We start from the raw sequence: 16,438 nt of genomic DNA on the forward strand, positions 1-16,438 counted from the left end.
TGACTACTCGCCGGGCGGGTCCGACGCGCGTTCGGCTGCCTCCGGCCGAAAATCACTCTCCCAGCCAGCGCACCAATACCACCCGACCCCCGACCAGGATCCCCCAACACTCGACGCGCCCACTCAACAACCGCAAAACAGACACAGCCCAAAGACCGCCAGAGCCAAACAGGTTGAAACTCAAGCCAGCCGCACGTAGGGCGACCATGCGGCGTCATTTGAACTGGACGGCGATGCGGCCGGTGTTGTCGGGGGTGACGGTCGTCCAGGAGCCGTCGGAGGCCGACCACCGCACGTCCTTGTACGCGACCGTCTCGATCCGGTACGTCTGCGCGTGCGCGACCAGCCAGTACGCGAGCCGCCGGTAGGCCGGCAGGTCCTTCGACCCGATCGGCGCCACCAGCAGCGGAGCGACCGACGATCCGGTGGCCGTGCCGACCCTGATGCTGACCGCCTTCGTGCTCACATCGCCGCGCAGGTCACCGCGCAGCTGCGTGGACAGGTCGTCGGTGCCGCCGGACTTGTGCCGCACCAGGCAGCTGACCGTGCCGGCGGCCTGGCCGGAGTAGGCGGTGGCCAGCGTCGTCGCCTCGAACTCCCATGGCGCGTACGCGCTGCCGTCGGCGGACCGCTGCACCTTCTGCGCGGCCTCGTGCAGCGGCAGCTTCTCCCAGCCGTCGACCTTCTCCAGCCGCTTGTAGAAGGCGGTCGCCGCATAGCGCGGGTCGGCCAGCTGCTCCGGCGTGCCCCAGCCCTGCGACGGCCGCTGCTGGAACAGGCCGATGGAGTCGCGGTCGCCGCCGGGCACGTTCTCCAGCTTCGACTCCTGCAGCGCGGTGGCCAGCGCGACCGTGACACCGCGCAGGCCGTCGCCCCGCTGGAAGCCGACGGCGGCGATGGTCGACGCGTTCTGCGCGCGGTCGAGCGCGAGCGAGATGGTGTCGCCGCCGACCTTGATGGTGCAGCCTTCCGGCTTGAGCGCGGCCGGCACCGGCACGTTGCCGCCGCGGGTTACCGCGAAGGTGACCACCGCGATCACCGCCAGCACTGCCACACAGGCGAGGACGGCAACGGCGATCAGCAGTCGGCGCACGGATCTCCTCGGACGGCCTTGGACGGCTTGGTACGGAACGGCTCGAGGGTATGCGGTCACCGGCGGTGGCCGGCATCGGCCATCAGCCGTATCCGCGGTCACCTGGAGTCGTACGGGGCGCGGAAAATCGCTCGAAACAGTACGTGCGTACTGTTAATCTGAGGTGGTGATCGTCGCCGCCGAGACCGCCAGCAAACAGTCGTCGCGTGCGGTCCGCGCACTGATCGCCGGCAACCTGGTCAACTCCTTCGGCAACGGCCTGTTCATGACGGTCAGCGCGATCTACTTCACCCGATCGGTCGGCCTCACGGCGGCGCAGCTTGCGCTCGCGCTGGCTGTCGCCGGCGGCTCGCGGCTGGTGGCCAGCGCGCCGACGGGGCATCTGGCCGACCGGTACGGACCGCGTGAGGTGCTGGTCGTCGCCGCCTGCCTGAACGGCATCATCACCGGCACGCTGGTGCTGGTCAGCGGTCCGGCCTGGCTGGTCGTCGCGATGGGGTTGCAGGGGATCGCGGACTCCGCCGGAAACAGCGCGCGCGGTGCGCTGGTCGCCGGCTCGGTGCCGGCCGACCAGCGCGTACGCACGCAGTCGATCCTGCGGTCGGTGACCAACCTCGGCATCACCCTCGGCGCGGCGGTGGCCGGCATCGCCCTGCACCTCGACACGGCGACGGCGTACCGATCGGCGATCCTCGGCGACGCGCTGACCTTCGTGGTGGCCGGCGTGGTGATCCTCGCCGTGCCGCGCCTGGTGCCGGTGCCGGCTCCGCCCGGCACGCGACGGCTGGAGGCGCTGCGCGACCGGCCCTATCTCGCCGTGATGTTCCTGGCCGGCGTGCTCGGCATCCAGTACGGCCTGATCGAGGTCACGCTGCCGCTGTGGCTCGTGCAGCGGACCGAGGCGCCGCGCTGGATGGTGTCGGTGCTGCTGGTGGTGAACACGCTCGCGGTCGTGCTGTTTCAGGTCAGGGCGAGCCGCAACGTGCGTACGGTCCACGACTCCGGTCGCGCGCTGCGCCGGGCGGGGTTCATCATCGCCGTCGCGTGCGCGGTCTTCGCGCTCGCCAGCGGCCAGCCCGCGATCGTCGCGGCTGTGGTGCTGGTCGCCGGCGCGCTCGTGCAGGTGACCAGCGAGCTGCTCTTCGCCGCCGGCACCTGGGGCCTGGCCTTCGGCCTGGCCCCGGCCCACGCGCAGGGCCAGTACCAGGGGATTTACGGCATGAGCCTGTCGCTCGGCGCGATGGTCGGCCCGGCGTTGACGACCTCGCTGGTGCTCGGCGCCGGACGCTTCACCGGTGGCTGGCCAGGCTGGCTGGGACTGGCGCTGATCTTCCTCGCGGCCGGCCTGGCCGTGCCGCCGGTGACCCGCTGGGCCCTGGCCACGCGATAATCGCGGACGTGCCATCGACATTGCCTGACGGCGATCCGGCGCCGGCAGACGGCGTGTTGCCGGCCAGCGCGCTCGCCGAGCTCACCGGCCGGCCGTTCGGTGCGTACGTCCACGTGCCGTACTGCACGACCAGATGCGGTTATTGCGACTTCAACACATACACGGCCGGCGAACTCGGCGGCGACCGTGGCGAGCGATACGTCGACACCGTCCGCGCGGAGATCGAGCTGGCGGCGCGGGTGCTCGGGAAGGTCACCGTCGACACGGTCTTCTTCGGTGGTGGTACGCCCACGCTGCTGCCGCCGGCCGAGCTCGGCCGCGTGCTGGCCGAGCTGCGGTCGACCTTCGGCCTGGCCGCCGGCGCCGAGGTCACCACGGAGTGCAACCCGGAAACGGTCGACGAACGCGCTCTGGCGGCGCTCGTCGAGGCCGGCTTCACCAGGCTGTCGCTCGGCATGCAGTCGGCGCGCGAGCACGTGCTCGCCGCTCTCGACCGCCACCACACGCCTGGTCGCGCCGAGGCCGTCGCGCGATGGGCTCGGCGGGCCGGGTTCGAGCACGTCAGCCTCGACCTGATCTACGGCGCACCGGGGGAGACCGCCGACGACTGGCAGGCATCGCTGGACGCGGTGCTCGCGACCGGTGTCGACCACGTCTCCGCGTACTCGCTGATCGTCGAGCCGGGCACGCGGCTCCATCGGCAGGTCAGCCGCGGCGAGGTCGAGGTGGCCGACGACGACACGCTGGCCGAGCGCTACGAGCAGGCCGAGAAGGCGCTGACCGCGGCCGGCCTGAGCTGGTACGAGGTGAGCAACTGGTCGGCGAGCGCGGCGGATCGCTGCCGGCACAACGACGGCTACTGGCGAGGCGCCAACTGGTGGGGCTTCGGACCCGGTGCGCACAGTCACGTCGGCGGCGTGCGGTGGTGGAACGTCAAGCATCCGGCCGCGTACGCCGGACGGCTGGCCGGCAAGGAGTCGCCGGCGTACGCGCGCGAGACGCTGGCCCCGCGGGACCGGCGCACCGAGGACATCATGCTGCGCGTACGCACCGTCGACGGTCTGCCGGTGGACGTGCTGAGCGAGCGTGCGCGCGCGGCGGCCGCCGACTGCCTGGCACGTGGCCTGTTCGAGGCCGGGCCGTACGCGGACGGTCGCCTCGTCCTCACGCTCTCCGGCCGGCTGCTTGCGGACGCCGTTGTCCGTGATCTGGTGGATTGACACGCAAAAGCCCCGCCGCTGACGAACCTGCGACGGGGCGGTGACGCGGGTGAGGTCGGGTCAGTTGACCAGTTTGACGAACGTCATCGGATATTCGTACGGCTCGCCGTTGTTGGCCTTGATGCCGGCGATCAGCGAGAAGATCCAGGCGACCAGCCAGGTGGCGAACACCAGGATGTAGAGCAGGAAGCCGAAGCCGGTGACGATGCCGAGGCAGATCGACAGGACGTAGATGATCACCGTCAGCGCCGACCAGTTGATCTGGAAGTTGAGCGCGCCGAGCGACTGCTGCCGCACGTTGGGGCTCTTGTTTCCCTGGACCAGGAACGCGATCAGCGGCGGGACCCAGCCGAGCCAACCGCCGGAGATGAAGGCGACACCGGCGGCGCCGAAGTGGGCGACCAGGATCCACGTCTTGTCCTCGGTGCTGCCACCGGCCGGCGGCTGACCGCCGTATCCCGGCTGGCCGCCGTATCCGGGCTGGCCGCCGGCTGGCGGCGGATATCCGCCGGACGGCGGCGGCGTCGCGCCGGAGCCGTAGTCGTTGGGTTTGTTGAAGTCAGGCTGCTGGGAACCACCCGGGTCAGTCATGCGGCCAAGATAGAGACTCCGGCGGCGCATCGCGAGCGATCTCGACCGAACACGCCGGGAGACTTGACGTCAGCTGGTACGACCCGGCGCCGTGACCGGCCGCGAAAACTGGCCGGATGCGGTAAAACTGACCGGCGGCCGGCCGGCGCGATCGGCCGTTCGGCCGCCAACTGTGGCTGACAGTCAGCCCGCCCGCGAGGCCGATGGTGCAGCGTGGCTGCCTCCTCGCCTGCCTCAACGCGCAGCCGGAGGGGAAAGCCCCAGATCGAGCGGCGGACGTGATCTTCCGGGTGGCCGGCGAGCGGCCCGACAGACGGCCGTTCCGGCACGTATGATTGGCACTCAGGGTGAGGGAGTGCCAGGGGATCTGGAGAGGTGGTGACCCATGCCGTACGAAGACCGGAAGTTGGAAGTGCTTCGGGCCATCGTGGAGGACTACGTCAGCACCCACGAGCCGGTCGGCAGCAAGTCGCTGGCCGAGCGCCACCATCTCGGCGTGTCGCCGGCGACCATCCGTAACGACATGGCCGTGCTGGAGGAAGAGGGTTACATCACCCAGCCGCACACCAGCGCCGGCCGGATCCCCACCGACAAGGGTTACCGGCTGTTCGTCGACCGGCTGGCCACCATCAAGCCGATGTCGCAGGCCGAGCGGCGGGCCATCCAGACCTTCCTGGACGGCGCGGTCGACCTCGACGACGTGGTCGGCCGCACGGTCCGGCTGCTCGCGCAGCTCACCCACCAGGTCGCCGTGGTGCAGTATCCGAGCCTGTCGCGCAGTGCCGTACGACACCTGGAGCTGGTCTCGCTGACCGCGAGCCGGCTGCTGCTGGTGCTGATCACCGACACCGGCCGGGTCGAGCAGCGGACGGTGGAGTTTCCGGCGCCGCTGACCATGGATACCGTCTCGCAGCTGCGGCAGGCCATCAACAACGCGTTGGCCGGCCACTATCTGTCCGACGCGGCCGGCGAGATCGAGTCGCTGCTGGAGCGGATCGACCCGCAGCTGCGGCCGGCCATGACGACGTTGTCGGCGACACTGCTGGAGACCCTGGTCGAGCGTACGGAGGAGCGGGTCGCGCTGGCCGGACGCGCCAACCTGACCCGCAACACACTGGACTTCCCCGGCTCGCTGCGGCCGGTGCTGGAGGCGCTGGAGGAGCACATGGTGCTGCTCAAGCTGATCGGCGAGGTCGAGTCGCCGAGCACGCTGCGGATCCGGATCGGTGACGAGAATCCGGTGGAGGACCTGCGCGGGACTTCGGTGGTTAGTGTGGGTTACGGACGCGGCAGCACAGCGCTGGCCGGCCTCGGTGTGCTGGGGCCGACCAGGATGGACTATCCAGGCACGATCGGCGCGGTGCGGGCCGTCGCGCGGTATGTCGGCGAATTCCTCGCCGGCGCTTAGCAGGACAACGTGCCAGCCGCCTCCGGCTGGATGAGCGAGGACAAACGGTGAGAGGTTCAGTGGCGACCGATTATTACTCGGTGCTGGGGGTGTCGAAAGACGCCACCAGCGAGGAGATCAAGCGGGCCTATCGCAAGCTGGCCCGCCAGCTGCACCCCGACGTCAACCCGGACCCGGCCGCCAAGGAGCGCTTCGCCGAGGTCAAGACGGCGTACGAGGTGCTCTCCGACCCGCAGCAGCGGGAGATCGTCGACCTCGGCGGCGACCCGCTGGCGCAGCCGGGGATGGCCGGCGACGCCGGCATGCCGTTCACGATGGGGTTCGAGGACCTTTTCGGCGCGGTGTTCGGCCAACGTACGGCCCGTGGCCCTCGGCCGAGGATGCGGCCGGGCTCGGACGCGCTGATCCGGCTCGACCTGAGCCTGGAGGAGACGGCCTTCGGTGTCGAGCAGGAGCTCACCATCGACACCGCGGTGACCTGCTCGACCTGCCGGGGCGCCGGCACCGCACCGGGCACGCTGCCGTCCACCTGTGACATCTGCGGCGGCCGCGGCGAGGTGCAGACCGTTCAGCGGTCCTTCCTCGGCCAGATGATGATGACCAGGCCGTGCGCCAACTGCCAGGGTTACGGCACGGTCATCCTGCATCCGTGTGGCGAGTGCGGCGGCGACGGCCGGGTACGCAGCCGCCGTACGCTCTCGGCCAAGGTGCCGGCCGGTGTCGCGGACGGCATGAAGATCCGGCTGTCCGGCGAGGGCGAGGTCGGTCCCGGCGGCGGTCCGGCCGGCGACCTCTACATCGAGATCCACGAGCGTGAGCACGACATCTTCACCCGGCACGGCGACGACCTGCACTGCCGGGTCGCGGTGCCGATGACCGCGGCCGCGCTCGGCACCGACCTGACCATCCAGACGCTGGACGGCGAGGAGACCGTCGAGGTCAAGCCGGGCACGCAGTCCGGCACGGTGATCCGGCTGCGCGCCCGCGGCGTACCGCACCTGCGCGAGACCGGCCGCGGCGACCTGCACATCCAGCTGCAGGTGCGCACGCCGACCCGGCTCGACGCCGAGCAGGAGCGGCTGCTGCGCGAGCTGGCCAAGCTGCGCGACGAGGAGCATCCGGAGCCGATCCGGCCCTCCAGCGGCGGCGGCTTCTTCTCGAAGCTGTTCAACGGACGCTGAGTGGCCGCCGAGTGACGATTCCGGTCTTCCTGGTCGAGGACCTGCCGGCCGGTGAACGCTTCGAGCTCGGCGGCGCGGAAGGCCGGCACGCGGCGGCCGCGCGGCGGATCGGTGCCGGTGAGCGGCTCGTCGTCACCGATGGTGCCGGTGGCTGGCTGACCTGTGTCGTGACCGGCGCGGGGCGCGACAGCCTGTCGCTTTTGGTCGAGGAGCGCGCGGCGGTGCCGGCGGCGTCACCGCGTACGGTCGTGGTCCAGGCGCTGGCCAAAGGCGACCGCGGCGAGCTGGCCGTGGCCATGTTGACCGAAGCCGGCGTCGACGAGATCGTGCCGTGGTCGGCGTCCCGGAGCGTGACCGTGTGGCGTGCCGAGCGCGGCGAGAAGTCGCTGGCCAAGTGGCGCGCGACGGCTCGCGAGTCGGCCAAGCAGTCGCGCCGCGCCTGGCTGCCGGTCGTACGTCCGCTGGCCACCACCGCCGCGGTCGCCTCGCTGCTGTCGGAGGCGGTCGCCGCGTACGTCCTGCACGAGGAGGCGACCGAGCCGCTGGCCGCCGCCAAGCCGCCCGCTGACGGCCTGGTCGCGCTCGTCGTCGGTCCGGAAGGCGGCATCGCTCCAGACGAGCTGACGGCCTTCACCGCCGCCGGAGCGACCCCCGTACGCCTCGGCTCCAGCGTCTTGCGCACCTCCACCGCCGGCGTGGCCGCTCTCTCCGTCGTCAACGCGCTCACCTCGCGCTGGTCCTGAAAAGTCGCAACGCCTCGTTACTGGCAGGATCTGCCGGTAACGAGGCGTTGCGACTTTCTACGCCGGGGCGTAGACCAGGTGCAGGACGCCCTTGTCGAGCGCCTTCGACTCCTTGAGCGTCAGCTCGTACGAGTCGTCGCCGAACAGCTTCTTGCCGCTGCCGACCACGATCGGGTAGACGATCAGGTGCAGCTCGTCCAGCAGGCCGAGGGCCAGCAGCGAGCGTACGAGCGTCGGCGAGCCGCTCATGCCGATGTCGCCGCCGTCCTCTGCCTTCAGCGCCGCGATGCTGTCGGCGAGGTCGCCTTCCAGCAGCACCGAGTTGTTCCAGTCGGCGCTCTTCAGCGTGGTCGACGCGACGTATTTGCGGCTGTTGTTCATGAAATCGGCAGCCTCGTCGTCCTCGGTGGTCTTGCCCGGCCAGTAGCCGGCGAAGCCCTCGTAGGTGACCCGGCCGAGCAGCATCGCGGTGGCCGATCCCATCGAGGCGCCGACGACCTCGCCGAGCGAGTCGCTCCAGTAAGACATCGACCACTTGTCCGGCGACTCCACCACGCCGTCGAGGGACATGAACAGGCTGGCGTTGATCTTGCGGGTCATCTCAGTGGCTCCTTCGTTCGTTGCTGACAAGGAGCACCATGCCGGATCCGACTTACCGAATTGTTACGGCACCATCCAGCCCAGCACCGGCGTCGACTGGAGCACCACGATCAGGCACATCACCGCGAGCAACAGCAGGCTCCAGCCGAACACCTTGCGGAACAGGTTGCCCTCCTGGCCGGCCAACCCCACCGCGGCGGCCGCGATGGCGAGGTTCTGCGGCGAGATCATCTTGCCCAGCACGCCGCCGGAGGAGTTGGCGGCGGCCATCAGCGCCGGCTGCAGGCCGGCCTTGTTGGCGGCGGCCACCTGCAGCGCGCCGAACAGCGAGTTGGAGCTGGTGTCCGAGCCGGTCACCGCGACGCCGAGCCAGCCGAGGATCGGTGACAGCACGGCGAAAGCCGCGCCGGCGCTGGCCATCTGGGTGCCGAGCGTGGTCGTCTGGCCGGACGCGTTCATCACGTACGCGAGGCCGAGCACCGCCATCACGGTCACGATCGCGGTGGCCAGCTGCCGGAGCGTGCGGCCGTACGACCGCACCGCCTCGCCGGCCTTGATGGCCAGCACCGGGATGGAGATCAGCCCGGAGATCAGCATCAGCGTGCCGGCGGCGCTCAGCCAGTTGAGCTTGAACACCGTCAGCGTCAGCACCTTGCCGGCGCTGTTCTGGATTTCCAGGCCGGGCCACGGAAAACTCGCGGTGACCGCGTTGAGCAGCTTGAGCACCGGCGGCAGCTGTGCCACGCAGAAGACCACGACGATGATCAGATATGGCGCGTACGCCCGGAAAACGTCGGCCCGGCTGTCCGCTTCGTCCACTGTGGACTCGGCCGGCTCGGCGGTCACCGGCTCGAGGGGCACCAGCCGCAGGATCACCACCATCGCCAGCGCGGACAGCAGCGAGGCGGCGATGTCGGCGAGCGGTACGGACACGAAGTTGGACGTGAGCCATTGCGCCACACCGAAAACCAGGCCGCAGGCCAGCGCCGGCAGCCAGGTCTGCCGCAGGCCGCGCCGGCCGTCGACCATGAACACCAGCACCAGCGGGACGATGACCGACAGCAGCGGTGTCTGCCGGCCGACCATCGCGCCAAGCGTGTCGACGCTGAGATTGGTGACCTGGCCGAGTGTCACGATCGGGGTGGCGAGCGCGCCGAAGGCAACCGGAGCGGTGTTCGCGACGAGCGCGACCGCGGCGGCTTTCATCGGTTTGAAGCCAAGAGCGATCAGCATGACCGCGGTGATGGCCACCGGCGTGCCGAATCCGGCCAGTGCCTCCATCAGCGCGCCGAAACAGAAGGCCACGATGACCGCCTGCATCCGCTGGTCGTCGCTGATCCGGCTGAACGAGCGCCGCAGCACGTCGAAATGGCCGGTGCTGACGGTCATGTTGTAGAGCCAGATCGCGTTGATGACGATCCACAGGATCGGAAAGAAGCCGAACGCCGCGCCGAGCGCGGCCGCGTCGGCGGTGAGCCGGACCGGCATCCCCCAGGCGACCACCGCGATCAGGCCGGCGAGCACCAGCGAGACCAGCGCGGCGATCCACGCTCGCATCCGCAGCACGCCGAGCATCACGAACAGCGCGGCGAGCGGGATGGCCGCCAGCAGCGCGGAAAGCAGCAGAGAGCCCGCGACCGGTGCGAGATCCTGACGATACATGTCAACACCACCGTGGTTGCCGGGATGAGTGAGTGTAGTGCGTCAGGGGAGGATTTCGCGGGCCGGCAGTGGCCATATTGGACAGTTGGCGCCGTACGGCACACTTCACTTCCGTTGAGAGAAAGGAGTCGCCATGCGTGTGTCCACCGAAGTGGCCAGAGCCGTGGTGTCGACAGTGCTGCGGCCGGTGCTGAGCCCGCGCGTGCCGCCGTCCTGGCAGCGCCGGCTGGTGGACGCGTCCTGCGCGACGATGCCGATGCCCAAGGGCGTACGGATCGCACACGGCTGGCTCGACGGCGTACCCGGCCGCGTCTGCGTGCCGGACGATCGCGCCGCCGGCGTCGCGATCGTCTATCTGCATGGCGGTGGATACGTCACCGGCTCGTCCTTCAACCTCCGCGCTTTGGCCGCCAGCTTGGCAAAAGCCGCGCGCGCGACGACGTTCGTACCGGATTATCGACGTGCGCCGGAGCATCCTTATCCGTCCGCGTTGCGCGACACGATGACGGTGATCCGGGCCGTACGCCGGTCGGGTTATCCGCGCGTCGCGTTGGCCGGCGACTCGGCCGGCGCCGGACTGGCGCTCGCCGCCGCGATGCGCCTGCGCGATGGCGGTGAGCCGACGCCGACCGGAATCGCGGCCATTTCGCCGTGGGTCGACCTGACGCTGGCCGGCGAGTCATATCTGACCAAGGCCGCCGCCGATCCGTTGCTGACCGAGGAATGGCTGCGGTTCTGTGCCTGCGCGTACGCGGCGTCCGTCGACCTTACGCATCCGGAGATTTCGCCGCTGTTCGCGGATCTGCGCGGCCTCCCGCCGTTGGTCATCCAGGCCGGGACGGAGGATGTGTTGCTCAGCGACGCCGACCGGCTCGCCGAGGCGGCCGCTGCCGCCGGCGTACGCACCGAGTATCGGCGTTTTCCCGGGCTCTGGCACGATTTCCAGCAGTTCGCCGGGGTGCTGTCCGAGGCTGACGAGGCCATCGCCGCACTCGCGCGTCACCTCACGCTCGAATAGGCCTGCGGCCTATTGGTGCAGTGAGGCGTCGAGGAGTTGGGCGGTGTGCAGCGCGGGGATCGGGGTGCCGCGTGCCGCGAGTGCCGAGGTGATCTGCATCAGGCAGCCGGGGTTGGCGGTGACCAGCAGGTTCGCGCCGGTGCCGGCGATCGCGTCGGCCTTGCGCGCGCCGAGGTCGGCGGCCGCCTCCGGTTGCAGCAGGTTGTAGATGCCGGCGGATCCGCAGCACAGCGCCGAATCCGGCGGCTCCAGCAGCGTCAGCTCGGGGATGCCGCGCAGCAGCTCACGCGGTTGCGCGCGTACGCCTTGGGCATGCGCGAGATGGCAGGCATCGTGATATGCGGCGCGTACGCGCACCGGATGCCGCCGTGCCACCGGCCCCAGCTCCACCAGAAACTCCGCGAAGTCGCGCACTTTTCCGGCGAAATCAGCGGCTTTCGATGCGTACGCGGGATCGTCCGCCAGCACGTCGGCGTATTCCTTCAGCGCCGATCCACAACCGGCCGAGTTGATGACGATCGTGTCGATGCCGGCCTTCTCGAACGTGTCGATCGTCGCGCGCGCGAACTTCGCCGCCTCCGATTCGCGGCCGTTGTGCAACGACAGTGCGCCGCAACAACTTTGCGCCGGTGGGATGACGACTTCGCAGCCTTCGCTGGCGAGTACGCGCGCGGTCGCTCGGTTGACGTTGGAGAAGAAGACATCCTGGACGCAACCGGTGATCATGCCGACGACCGCGCGCTTCGTGCCGCGAGCGGCGACGCGGCGCGGCAGCCGGCGCGGCCGGTCGGTCGGCGGAGCGATCGACTCCATCGCGCGCAGCGGTCCCGGCAGCCGGTCGATCACGCCGGTTTTCCGCGCCAGCTTGCGCAAACCGAGCTTCTGGTAGGCGGCCAGGCCCGGTCGCAGGGCGCGAAGCCGCCGCGGATAGGGGAAAGTCGCGAAGATCAGCTCGCGCAGCAGCTTCTCCGGCCGGGTACGCTCGTGCCGTCGTTCGATCTGCGCGCGCGTGTTGGTCACGATTTTGTCATATTGCACACCGGAAGGACACGCCGTCACGCAGGCCATGCAGCCCAGGCAACGGTCGATGTGGGTGACCATCGAGTCGGTCATCTCGCCGCCGGACAGCCCGGTGCCGATCAGGTCGATGCGGCCGCGCGGCGAGTCGGACTCGTGGCCCCACAGCACGTAGGTCGGACACGTCGGCAGGCAGAATCCACAGTGGACACAGTCGGAGACCAGCTCCGGCGACGGCGGCCGGTGATCGTCGAAAGCCGCCATCAGATTCCTCCAACGAAACGTCCGGGCGAGAGCCGCCGGTCCGGATCGAACTGTCGCTTGACGCGCCGCATCAACGACAACGCCGGCACCGGACCGAACGAGTCGACCGCCTGCCGCACGGCCGCCGGTGCCTGCTCGACCCACACCGTGCCGTCGTGTGCCTGGGCGACTTTCCGCAATGTCACGATCAAATCGGCGGACGGGTTGATGAGTCCGATGTGGACGGTGCCGAGACCGGCGCAGCCGCGCGCGACCGCGCTGTCCGGCATGGCATCCAACAGCGCGCCGAGCCCGGTCGGTGCGACCGCCGCGCGCAGGATCGTGTTGCCAGCGACCGGCTCGTGCCACCAGTCCGGCAGGGCGGTGATTTCGGCGTCACCGCCGAGAAGTCCCACGAGCGCGTCGGTGCGGGCCTCGATGCCGCCGGCGACGCCTTCGACCAGGACCGCGATCGTGCCACCCGAGCCGGTCCAGTTGAGCTCGACACCGCTCGGGGCGACCTGGGAATGCCTGATCGCGACGGCCAAACGTGTCGCCTCGTCGCCGGAGCCGACCGTTTTCGCCACCACCGCGGTCGATTCCGGCGTCGGATGCAGCCGGAAGACCGCCTCGGTGACGATCCCCAGGGTGCCGAGCGATCCGCACAGCAGCTTGCCGAGGTCATAGCCGGCGACGTTTTTCACCACGGCGCCACCGGAATGCGCGACCGCGCCATCAGCGCGCACGACCGTCACGCCGATCAGCAGGTCGCGGACCATGCCGTACGCGTAACGCAGCGGACCCGGCGGATTGGCCGCGATCGTGCCACCGACCGTGCCGCCGAGCGGTCCGCGCTGACCGGCCAACCGGGTGGCGAGCGCGAGCCGCTGGCCGGCAGGCGCGAGTGTGTCGACCACAGTGGACATCGGCGTGCCGGCGCGTACGCGCAACACCAGGTCGCCGGCGGCGTGGTCGACGATGCCGGTCAGTCCGCTCAGGTCCAGCAGGACGTCGGCGCGCTCCGGCGGCCGGCCCCAGCTCAGCTTGCTGCCGGAGCCACGTGCCACGACGGCCAGGTTTTCCGCGGCGGTGTGCCGAAGCACGTCGGCAACGTCCGATGTGGACGTTGGTCTCGCGGCGTACCGGACCGGCACGCCGTCGACGGCGTCGGACGACTCGGTGAGCATCAGAAGATCTCCGCCGGCGTCGTCTCCTCCGCATGGTGTACGCGCGGCACCTCGCCGCACAGCCGTGGCGTCGGAAAGACCTTGCCGGGATTGCAGATCCCGGCCGGGTCGAACGCGCAGCGGACCAACTGCATGGTGTCCAGGTCGTCGTCGGTGAACATCCGCGGCATGTGTTTGGCCTTGTCCACGCCGACACCGTGCTCGCCGGTGATCGATCCGCCGTGCGCGATGCACAGGTCGAGGATGGCGCCGGACACCTCCTCGGCGCGTTCCTCCGCGCCCTCGACCCGGCCGTCGAAAAGTACCAGAGGATGCAGGTTTCCGTCGCCAGCATGGAAAACGTTGGCGACGCGTACGCCGCTGGCGGCCGACAGCTCGGTCATCGCGCGCAGCACCTCCGGCAGCGCCGTACGCGGGATCACGCCGTCCTGCACGATGTAGTTGGGGCTGATCCGGCCCACCGCGGCGAAAGCCGACTTGCGGCCGCGCCAGATCAGCGTCCTTTCGTTGTCGTCGGCGGCGACCCGGATCTCGAACGCGCCGCACGCCCGGCAATGTTCCTGTACGGCGGCGAAAGTGTGCTCGACCTCGGCGAGCGGACCGTCGATCTCGACCACCAGCACGGCACCGGCGCCGGCTGGATATCCGCAGCCGACCGCGGCTTCGGCCGCCTCGATGGCCAGCGCGTCCATCATCTCGATCGCGGCCGGCACGACCCCGTCGCCGATGATCGCGCTCACCGCCGCGCCCGCGTCGTCCGTGCTTTCGAAGCCCGCCAACAAGGTCCGCACCGACTCTGCGTCGCGGGTGAGCCGTACGGTCACCTCGGTCGTGATGCCGAGCGTGCCTTCCGAGCCGATGAACGCGCCGAGCAGATCATATCCGGGATATTCGGCCGCTCTGCCACCGAGCCGCACCTGCTCGCCGTCCGGCGTGACCACCGAGCAACCGGTCACGTGATGTGCGGTGAAGCCGTATTTCAGGCAGTGCGCGCCACCGGAGTTCTCCGCGACATTTCCACCGATGGAACAGATCTGCTGGCTGGACGGGTCCGGCGCGTAGTGGAGGCCGTACGGCGCCGCCGCCCGCGTCACGTCCAAATTGATGACACCTGGTTGGACGACCGCGCAACCGTCGTCGGGGTCGACCGCGACGATCTTTCGCATGCGTGCGGTCACGATCAGCACACCTTCGGCGTGCGGCAACGCGCCACCGGACAGCCCGGTGCCTGATCCTCGCGCCACAAACGGCACACCGGCGTCGGCGCACGCTCCGACGGCCGCCGCCACGTCGGCCGCGTTTTCCGCCAACACCACCAAACCCGGCCGCACGCGGATGTTGGCCAGGCCGTCACACGCGTACGTCTCCAACTCGGTCGGATCGTCGACGATCCGCTGTGCTCCGAGCCGGTCGCGCAGCGTCTGGCCGACAGCCGACAGCCGAGGCGTCATGGCATGCGCTCGTACGCCGGGAGGGTGAGAAAGTCGGCGAAGTCGTCGGCGAGCGCCACCTCGACGAACAGGTTCCTGGCCTCGTCGAAGCCGTCGCCGAGCTTTTCCAGCTCCTCCTGGACAACCTGCTCGACCAGCTCGCGCGTGACGGTCTCGCCGGTGTCCAGCTCGACCTCGTTGTGGACCCATTGCCAGACCTGCGAGCGCGAGATCTCCGCGGTGGCCGCGTCCTCCATCAGGTTGAAGATGTTCACCGCGCCGGAGCCGGCCAGCCAGGAGGCAAGATATTGCAGGCCGACGCTGACCGCGTTGGACAGGCCGGCCCGTGTGCACTTTCCCGGCGTACTCGCGACATCCAGCAGCTGAGCCGCCGTTACCCGTACGTCCTCACGCAAATTGTCGCGCTGGTTGGGTTTTTCACCCAGTACGCCGTCGAAGATCTCCCGACAGACCGGCACCAGATCGGGGTGCGCGACCCACGAGCCGTCGAAGCCGCTGCCGGCCTCGCGCCGCTTGTCCTCGCGCACCTTGGCGAAGGCGGTCTCGTTGATCCGCGGATCGCGGCGGCTCGGGATGAACGCGGCCATGCCGCCGATCGCGTGCGCGCCGCGCTTGTGGCAGGTCCGGACGAGAAGTTCGGCGTAGGCGCGCATGAAAGGCGCCGCCATCGTGACGGCATTCCGGTCAGGCAGCACGAAATCGGTGCCGCGGGTGCGGAATTTCTTGATGATGCTGAAAAGATAGTCCCAGCGGCCGGCGTTCAGGCCGGCCGAGTGCTCGCGCAGCTCGTAGAGGATCTCCTCCATCTCGAAGGCCGCCGGGATCGTCTCGATGAGGACAGTCGCGCGGATGGTGCCGACCGGGATGTCCAGGATGTCCTGCGCGGTGGTGAAAACCTCGTTCCACAGCCGCGCCTCGAGGTGGCTTTCCAGCTTCGGCAGATAGAAGTACGGTCCGCGGCCGGCCTCGATCTGCAAGCGCGCGCAATGGAAGAAATACAGCGCGAAGTCGACCAAAGCGCCGGCGACCTGCTCACCATCGACGGTGAGGTGCTTTTCTGGCAAATGCCAGCCGCGCGGTCGTACGACGATCGTCGCCAGCTCCTCAGCCGGCCGCAGTGCGTACTTTTTGCCTTCGTCGCTGGTGAAGTCGATCTGCCGGCGGACCGCGTCGAAGAGGTTGAGCTGACCGCCGATCATGTTCTCCCACAGCGGCGTGTTGGCGTCCTCCAGATCGGCCAGCCACACCTTCGCGCCGGAGTTCAGTGCGTTGATGGTCATTTTCCGGTCAGTGGGCCCGGTCATCTCGACCCGCCGGTCGACCAGGCCGGGCGCCGGCTCGGCGACCGACCAGTCGGCGGCGCGTACGTCGGCCGTCGCGGGCAGGAAGTCCAGCGTGCCACCGGCGATCAGGTCCTGTGCGCGCGTGTTGCGGGCCATCAGCAGCGCGTCGCGCCGGTCGCCGTACTCGCGGTGCAGCCGCGCGACCAGCGCCAACGCGTCGTACGTGAGGATCTCGTCGTAGCGGTCGTGGATCGGACCGGTGACGGCGACGCCGGCCGGCAGATCGGACAGCGACGATGTGGCCATGCACGCTCCTCAGCAGATCTTCCGGGGTGCGGAACGACATTCAAC

General features: G+C 69.5%; 14 protein-coding genes. 6 read left to right on the forward strand and 8 right to left on the reverse strand.

The genetic code is table 11. The features are described from left to right. Nucleotides 1-214: 214 nt before the first annotated feature. Nucleotides 215-1,093, reverse strand: coding sequence for a hypothetical protein (locus GNX95_RS26225; protein WP_163510019.1), 879 nt, complete (start codon nt 1,091-1,093; stop codon nt 215-217). A gap of 166 nt (nt 1,094-1,259) precedes the next feature. Here GNX95_RS26225 and GNX95_RS26230 point away from each other — a divergent pair, with 166 nt between their 5' ends. Beyond that, nucleotides 1,260-2,483, forward strand: coding sequence for an MFS transporter (locus GNX95_RS26230; protein ID WP_222853888.1), 1,224 nt, complete (start codon nt 1,260-1,262; stop codon nt 2,481-2,483). 8 nt (nt 2,484-2,491) lie between these two features. Beyond that, on the forward strand, nt 2,492-3,703 hold the full coding sequence (gene hemW, locus GNX95_RS26235) for a radical SAM family heme chaperone HemW (RefSeq protein ID WP_163510020.1): 1,212 nt from the start codon (nt 2,492-2,494) through the stop codon (nt 3,701-3,703). A gap of 60 nt (nt 3,704-3,763) precedes the next feature. On the opposite strand, the gene GNX95_RS26240 is transcribed toward hemW, so the two are convergent. Beyond that, complete coding sequence (locus GNX95_RS26240) at nt 3,764-4,294, reverse strand: DUF4870 domain-containing protein (protein WP_163510021.1); 531 nt, start codon at nt 4,292-4,294, stop codon at nt 3,764-3,766. A 385-nt stretch (nt 4,295-4,679) separates the two neighbouring features. On the opposite strand from GNX95_RS26240, the gene hrcA reads away from it, so the two are divergent. The 3 genes from hrcA to GNX95_RS26255 are packed head-to-tail and all read left to right on the forward strand — an operon-like array spanning nt 4,680 to nt 7,626. Further along, a complete protein-coding gene (gene hrcA / locus GNX95_RS26245) occupies nt 4,680-5,702 on the forward strand; it encodes a heat-inducible transcriptional repressor HrcA (protein WP_163510022.1) in 1,023 nt (340 codons plus the stop codon). 59 nt (nt 5,703-5,761) lie between these two features. Then, nucleotides 5,762-6,883, forward strand: a complete 1,122-nt coding sequence (gene dnaJ, locus GNX95_RS26250) for a molecular chaperone DnaJ (RefSeq protein ID WP_163510237.1) — start codon at nt 5,762-5,764, stop codon at nt 6,881-6,883. Between the two features lie 11 nt (nt 6,884-6,894). Continuing rightward, nucleotides 6,895-7,626, forward strand: coding sequence for a 16S rRNA (uracil(1498)-N(3))-methyltransferase (locus GNX95_RS26255; protein ID WP_163510023.1), 732 nt, complete (start codon nt 6,895-6,897; stop codon nt 7,624-7,626). Between the two features lie 57 nt (nt 7,627-7,683). On the opposite strand, the gene GNX95_RS26260 is transcribed toward GNX95_RS26255, so the two are convergent. Together GNX95_RS26260 and GNX95_RS26265 are read right to left on the reverse strand one after the other, a co-directional pair. After that, nucleotides 7,684-8,226: a dihydrofolate reductase family protein gene (locus GNX95_RS26260; RefSeq protein WP_163510024.1), complete on the reverse strand. Its 543-nt coding sequence runs from the start codon at nt 8,224-8,226 to the stop codon at nt 7,684-7,686. 63 nt (nt 8,227-8,289) lie between these two features. Continuing rightward, complete coding sequence (locus GNX95_RS26265; RefSeq protein ID WP_163510025.1) at nt 8,290-9,888, reverse strand: L-lactate permease; 1,599 nt, start codon at nt 9,886-9,888, stop codon at nt 8,290-8,292. 133 nt (nt 9,889-10,021) lie between these two features. Between GNX95_RS26265 and GNX95_RS26270 the strand changes: the two genes are divergently transcribed. After that, nucleotides 10,022-10,906 carry an alpha/beta hydrolase fold domain-containing protein gene (locus GNX95_RS26270; protein WP_163510026.1) on the forward strand — a complete coding sequence of 295 codons (885 nt, stop codon included), beginning with the start codon at nt 10,022-10,024 and terminating at the stop codon, nt 10,904-10,906. Nucleotides 10,907-10,915: 9 nt separating this feature from the next. On the opposite strand, the gene GNX95_RS26275 is transcribed toward GNX95_RS26270, so the two are convergent. The 4 genes from GNX95_RS26275 to aceB are packed head-to-tail and all read right to left on the reverse strand — an operon-like array spanning nt 10,916 to nt 16,393. Continuing rightward, complete coding sequence (locus GNX95_RS26275) at nt 10,916-12,187, reverse strand: (Fe-S)-binding protein (RefSeq protein ID WP_163510027.1); 1,272 nt, start codon at nt 12,185-12,187, stop codon at nt 10,916-10,918. Further along, entirely contained in the window at nt 12,187-13,353 is a 1,167-nt protein-coding gene (locus GNX95_RS26280) for an FAD-binding oxidoreductase (protein ID WP_163510028.1), read from the reverse strand. Before GNX95_RS26280 ends, GNX95_RS26275 begins: the two co-directional genes overlap by 1 nt. Further along, entirely contained in the window at nt 13,353-14,804 is a 1,452-nt protein-coding gene (locus GNX95_RS26285; protein WP_163510029.1) for an FAD-linked oxidase C-terminal domain-containing protein, read from the reverse strand. The genes GNX95_RS26280 and GNX95_RS26285 overlap by 1 nt, the downstream gene beginning before the upstream one ends. Continuing rightward, a complete protein-coding gene (aceB, locus tag GNX95_RS26290; RefSeq protein ID WP_163510030.1) occupies nt 14,801-16,393 on the reverse strand; it encodes a malate synthase A in 1,593 nt (530 codons plus the stop codon). The genes GNX95_RS26285 and aceB overlap by 4 nt, the downstream gene beginning before the upstream one ends. Between the last annotated feature and the right edge of the window lie 45 nt (nt 16,394-16,438).

Origin of the sequence: Fodinicola acaciae, from assembly GCF_010993745.1 — a bacterium.
Classification (GTDB): domain Bacteria; phylum Actinomycetota; class Actinomycetes; order Mycobacteriales; family HKI-0501; genus Fodinicola; species Fodinicola acaciae.

Coding starts and splice junctions, on each gene's coding strand:
- GNX95_RS26240 (WP_163510021.1), bottom strand. CDS start 4,294: ATGACTGACCCGGGTGGTTCCCAGCAGCCTGACTTCAACAAACCCAAC.
- GNX95_RS26270 (WP_163510026.1), top strand. CDS start 10,022: ATGCGTGTGTCCACCGAAGTGGCCAGAGCCGTGGTGTCGACAGTGCTG.
- GNX95_RS26285 (WP_163510029.1), bottom strand. CDS start 14,804: ATGACGCCTCGGCTGTCGGCTGTCGGCCAGACGCTGCGCGACCGGCTC.
- GNX95_RS26265 (WP_163510025.1), bottom strand. CDS start 9,888: ATGTATCGTCAGGATCTCGCACCGGTCGCGGGCTCTCTGCTGCTTTCC.
- aceB (WP_163510030.1), bottom strand. CDS start 16,393: ATGGCCACATCGTCGCTGTCCGATCTGCCGGCCGGCGTCGCCGTCACC.
- GNX95_RS26280 (WP_163510028.1), bottom strand. CDS start 13,353: ATGCTCACCGAGTCGTCCGACGCCGTCGACGGCGTGCCGGTCCGGTAC.
- GNX95_RS26275 (WP_163510027.1), bottom strand. CDS start 12,187: ATGGCGGCTTTCGACGATCACCGGCCGCCGTCGCCGGAGCTGGTCTCC.
- GNX95_RS26260 (WP_163510024.1), bottom strand. CDS start 8,226: ATGACCCGCAAGATCAACGCCAGCCTGTTCATGTCCCTCGACGGCGTG.
- hrcA (WP_163510022.1), top strand. CDS start 4,680: ATGCCGTACGAAGACCGGAAGTTGGAAGTGCTTCGGGCCATCGTGGAG.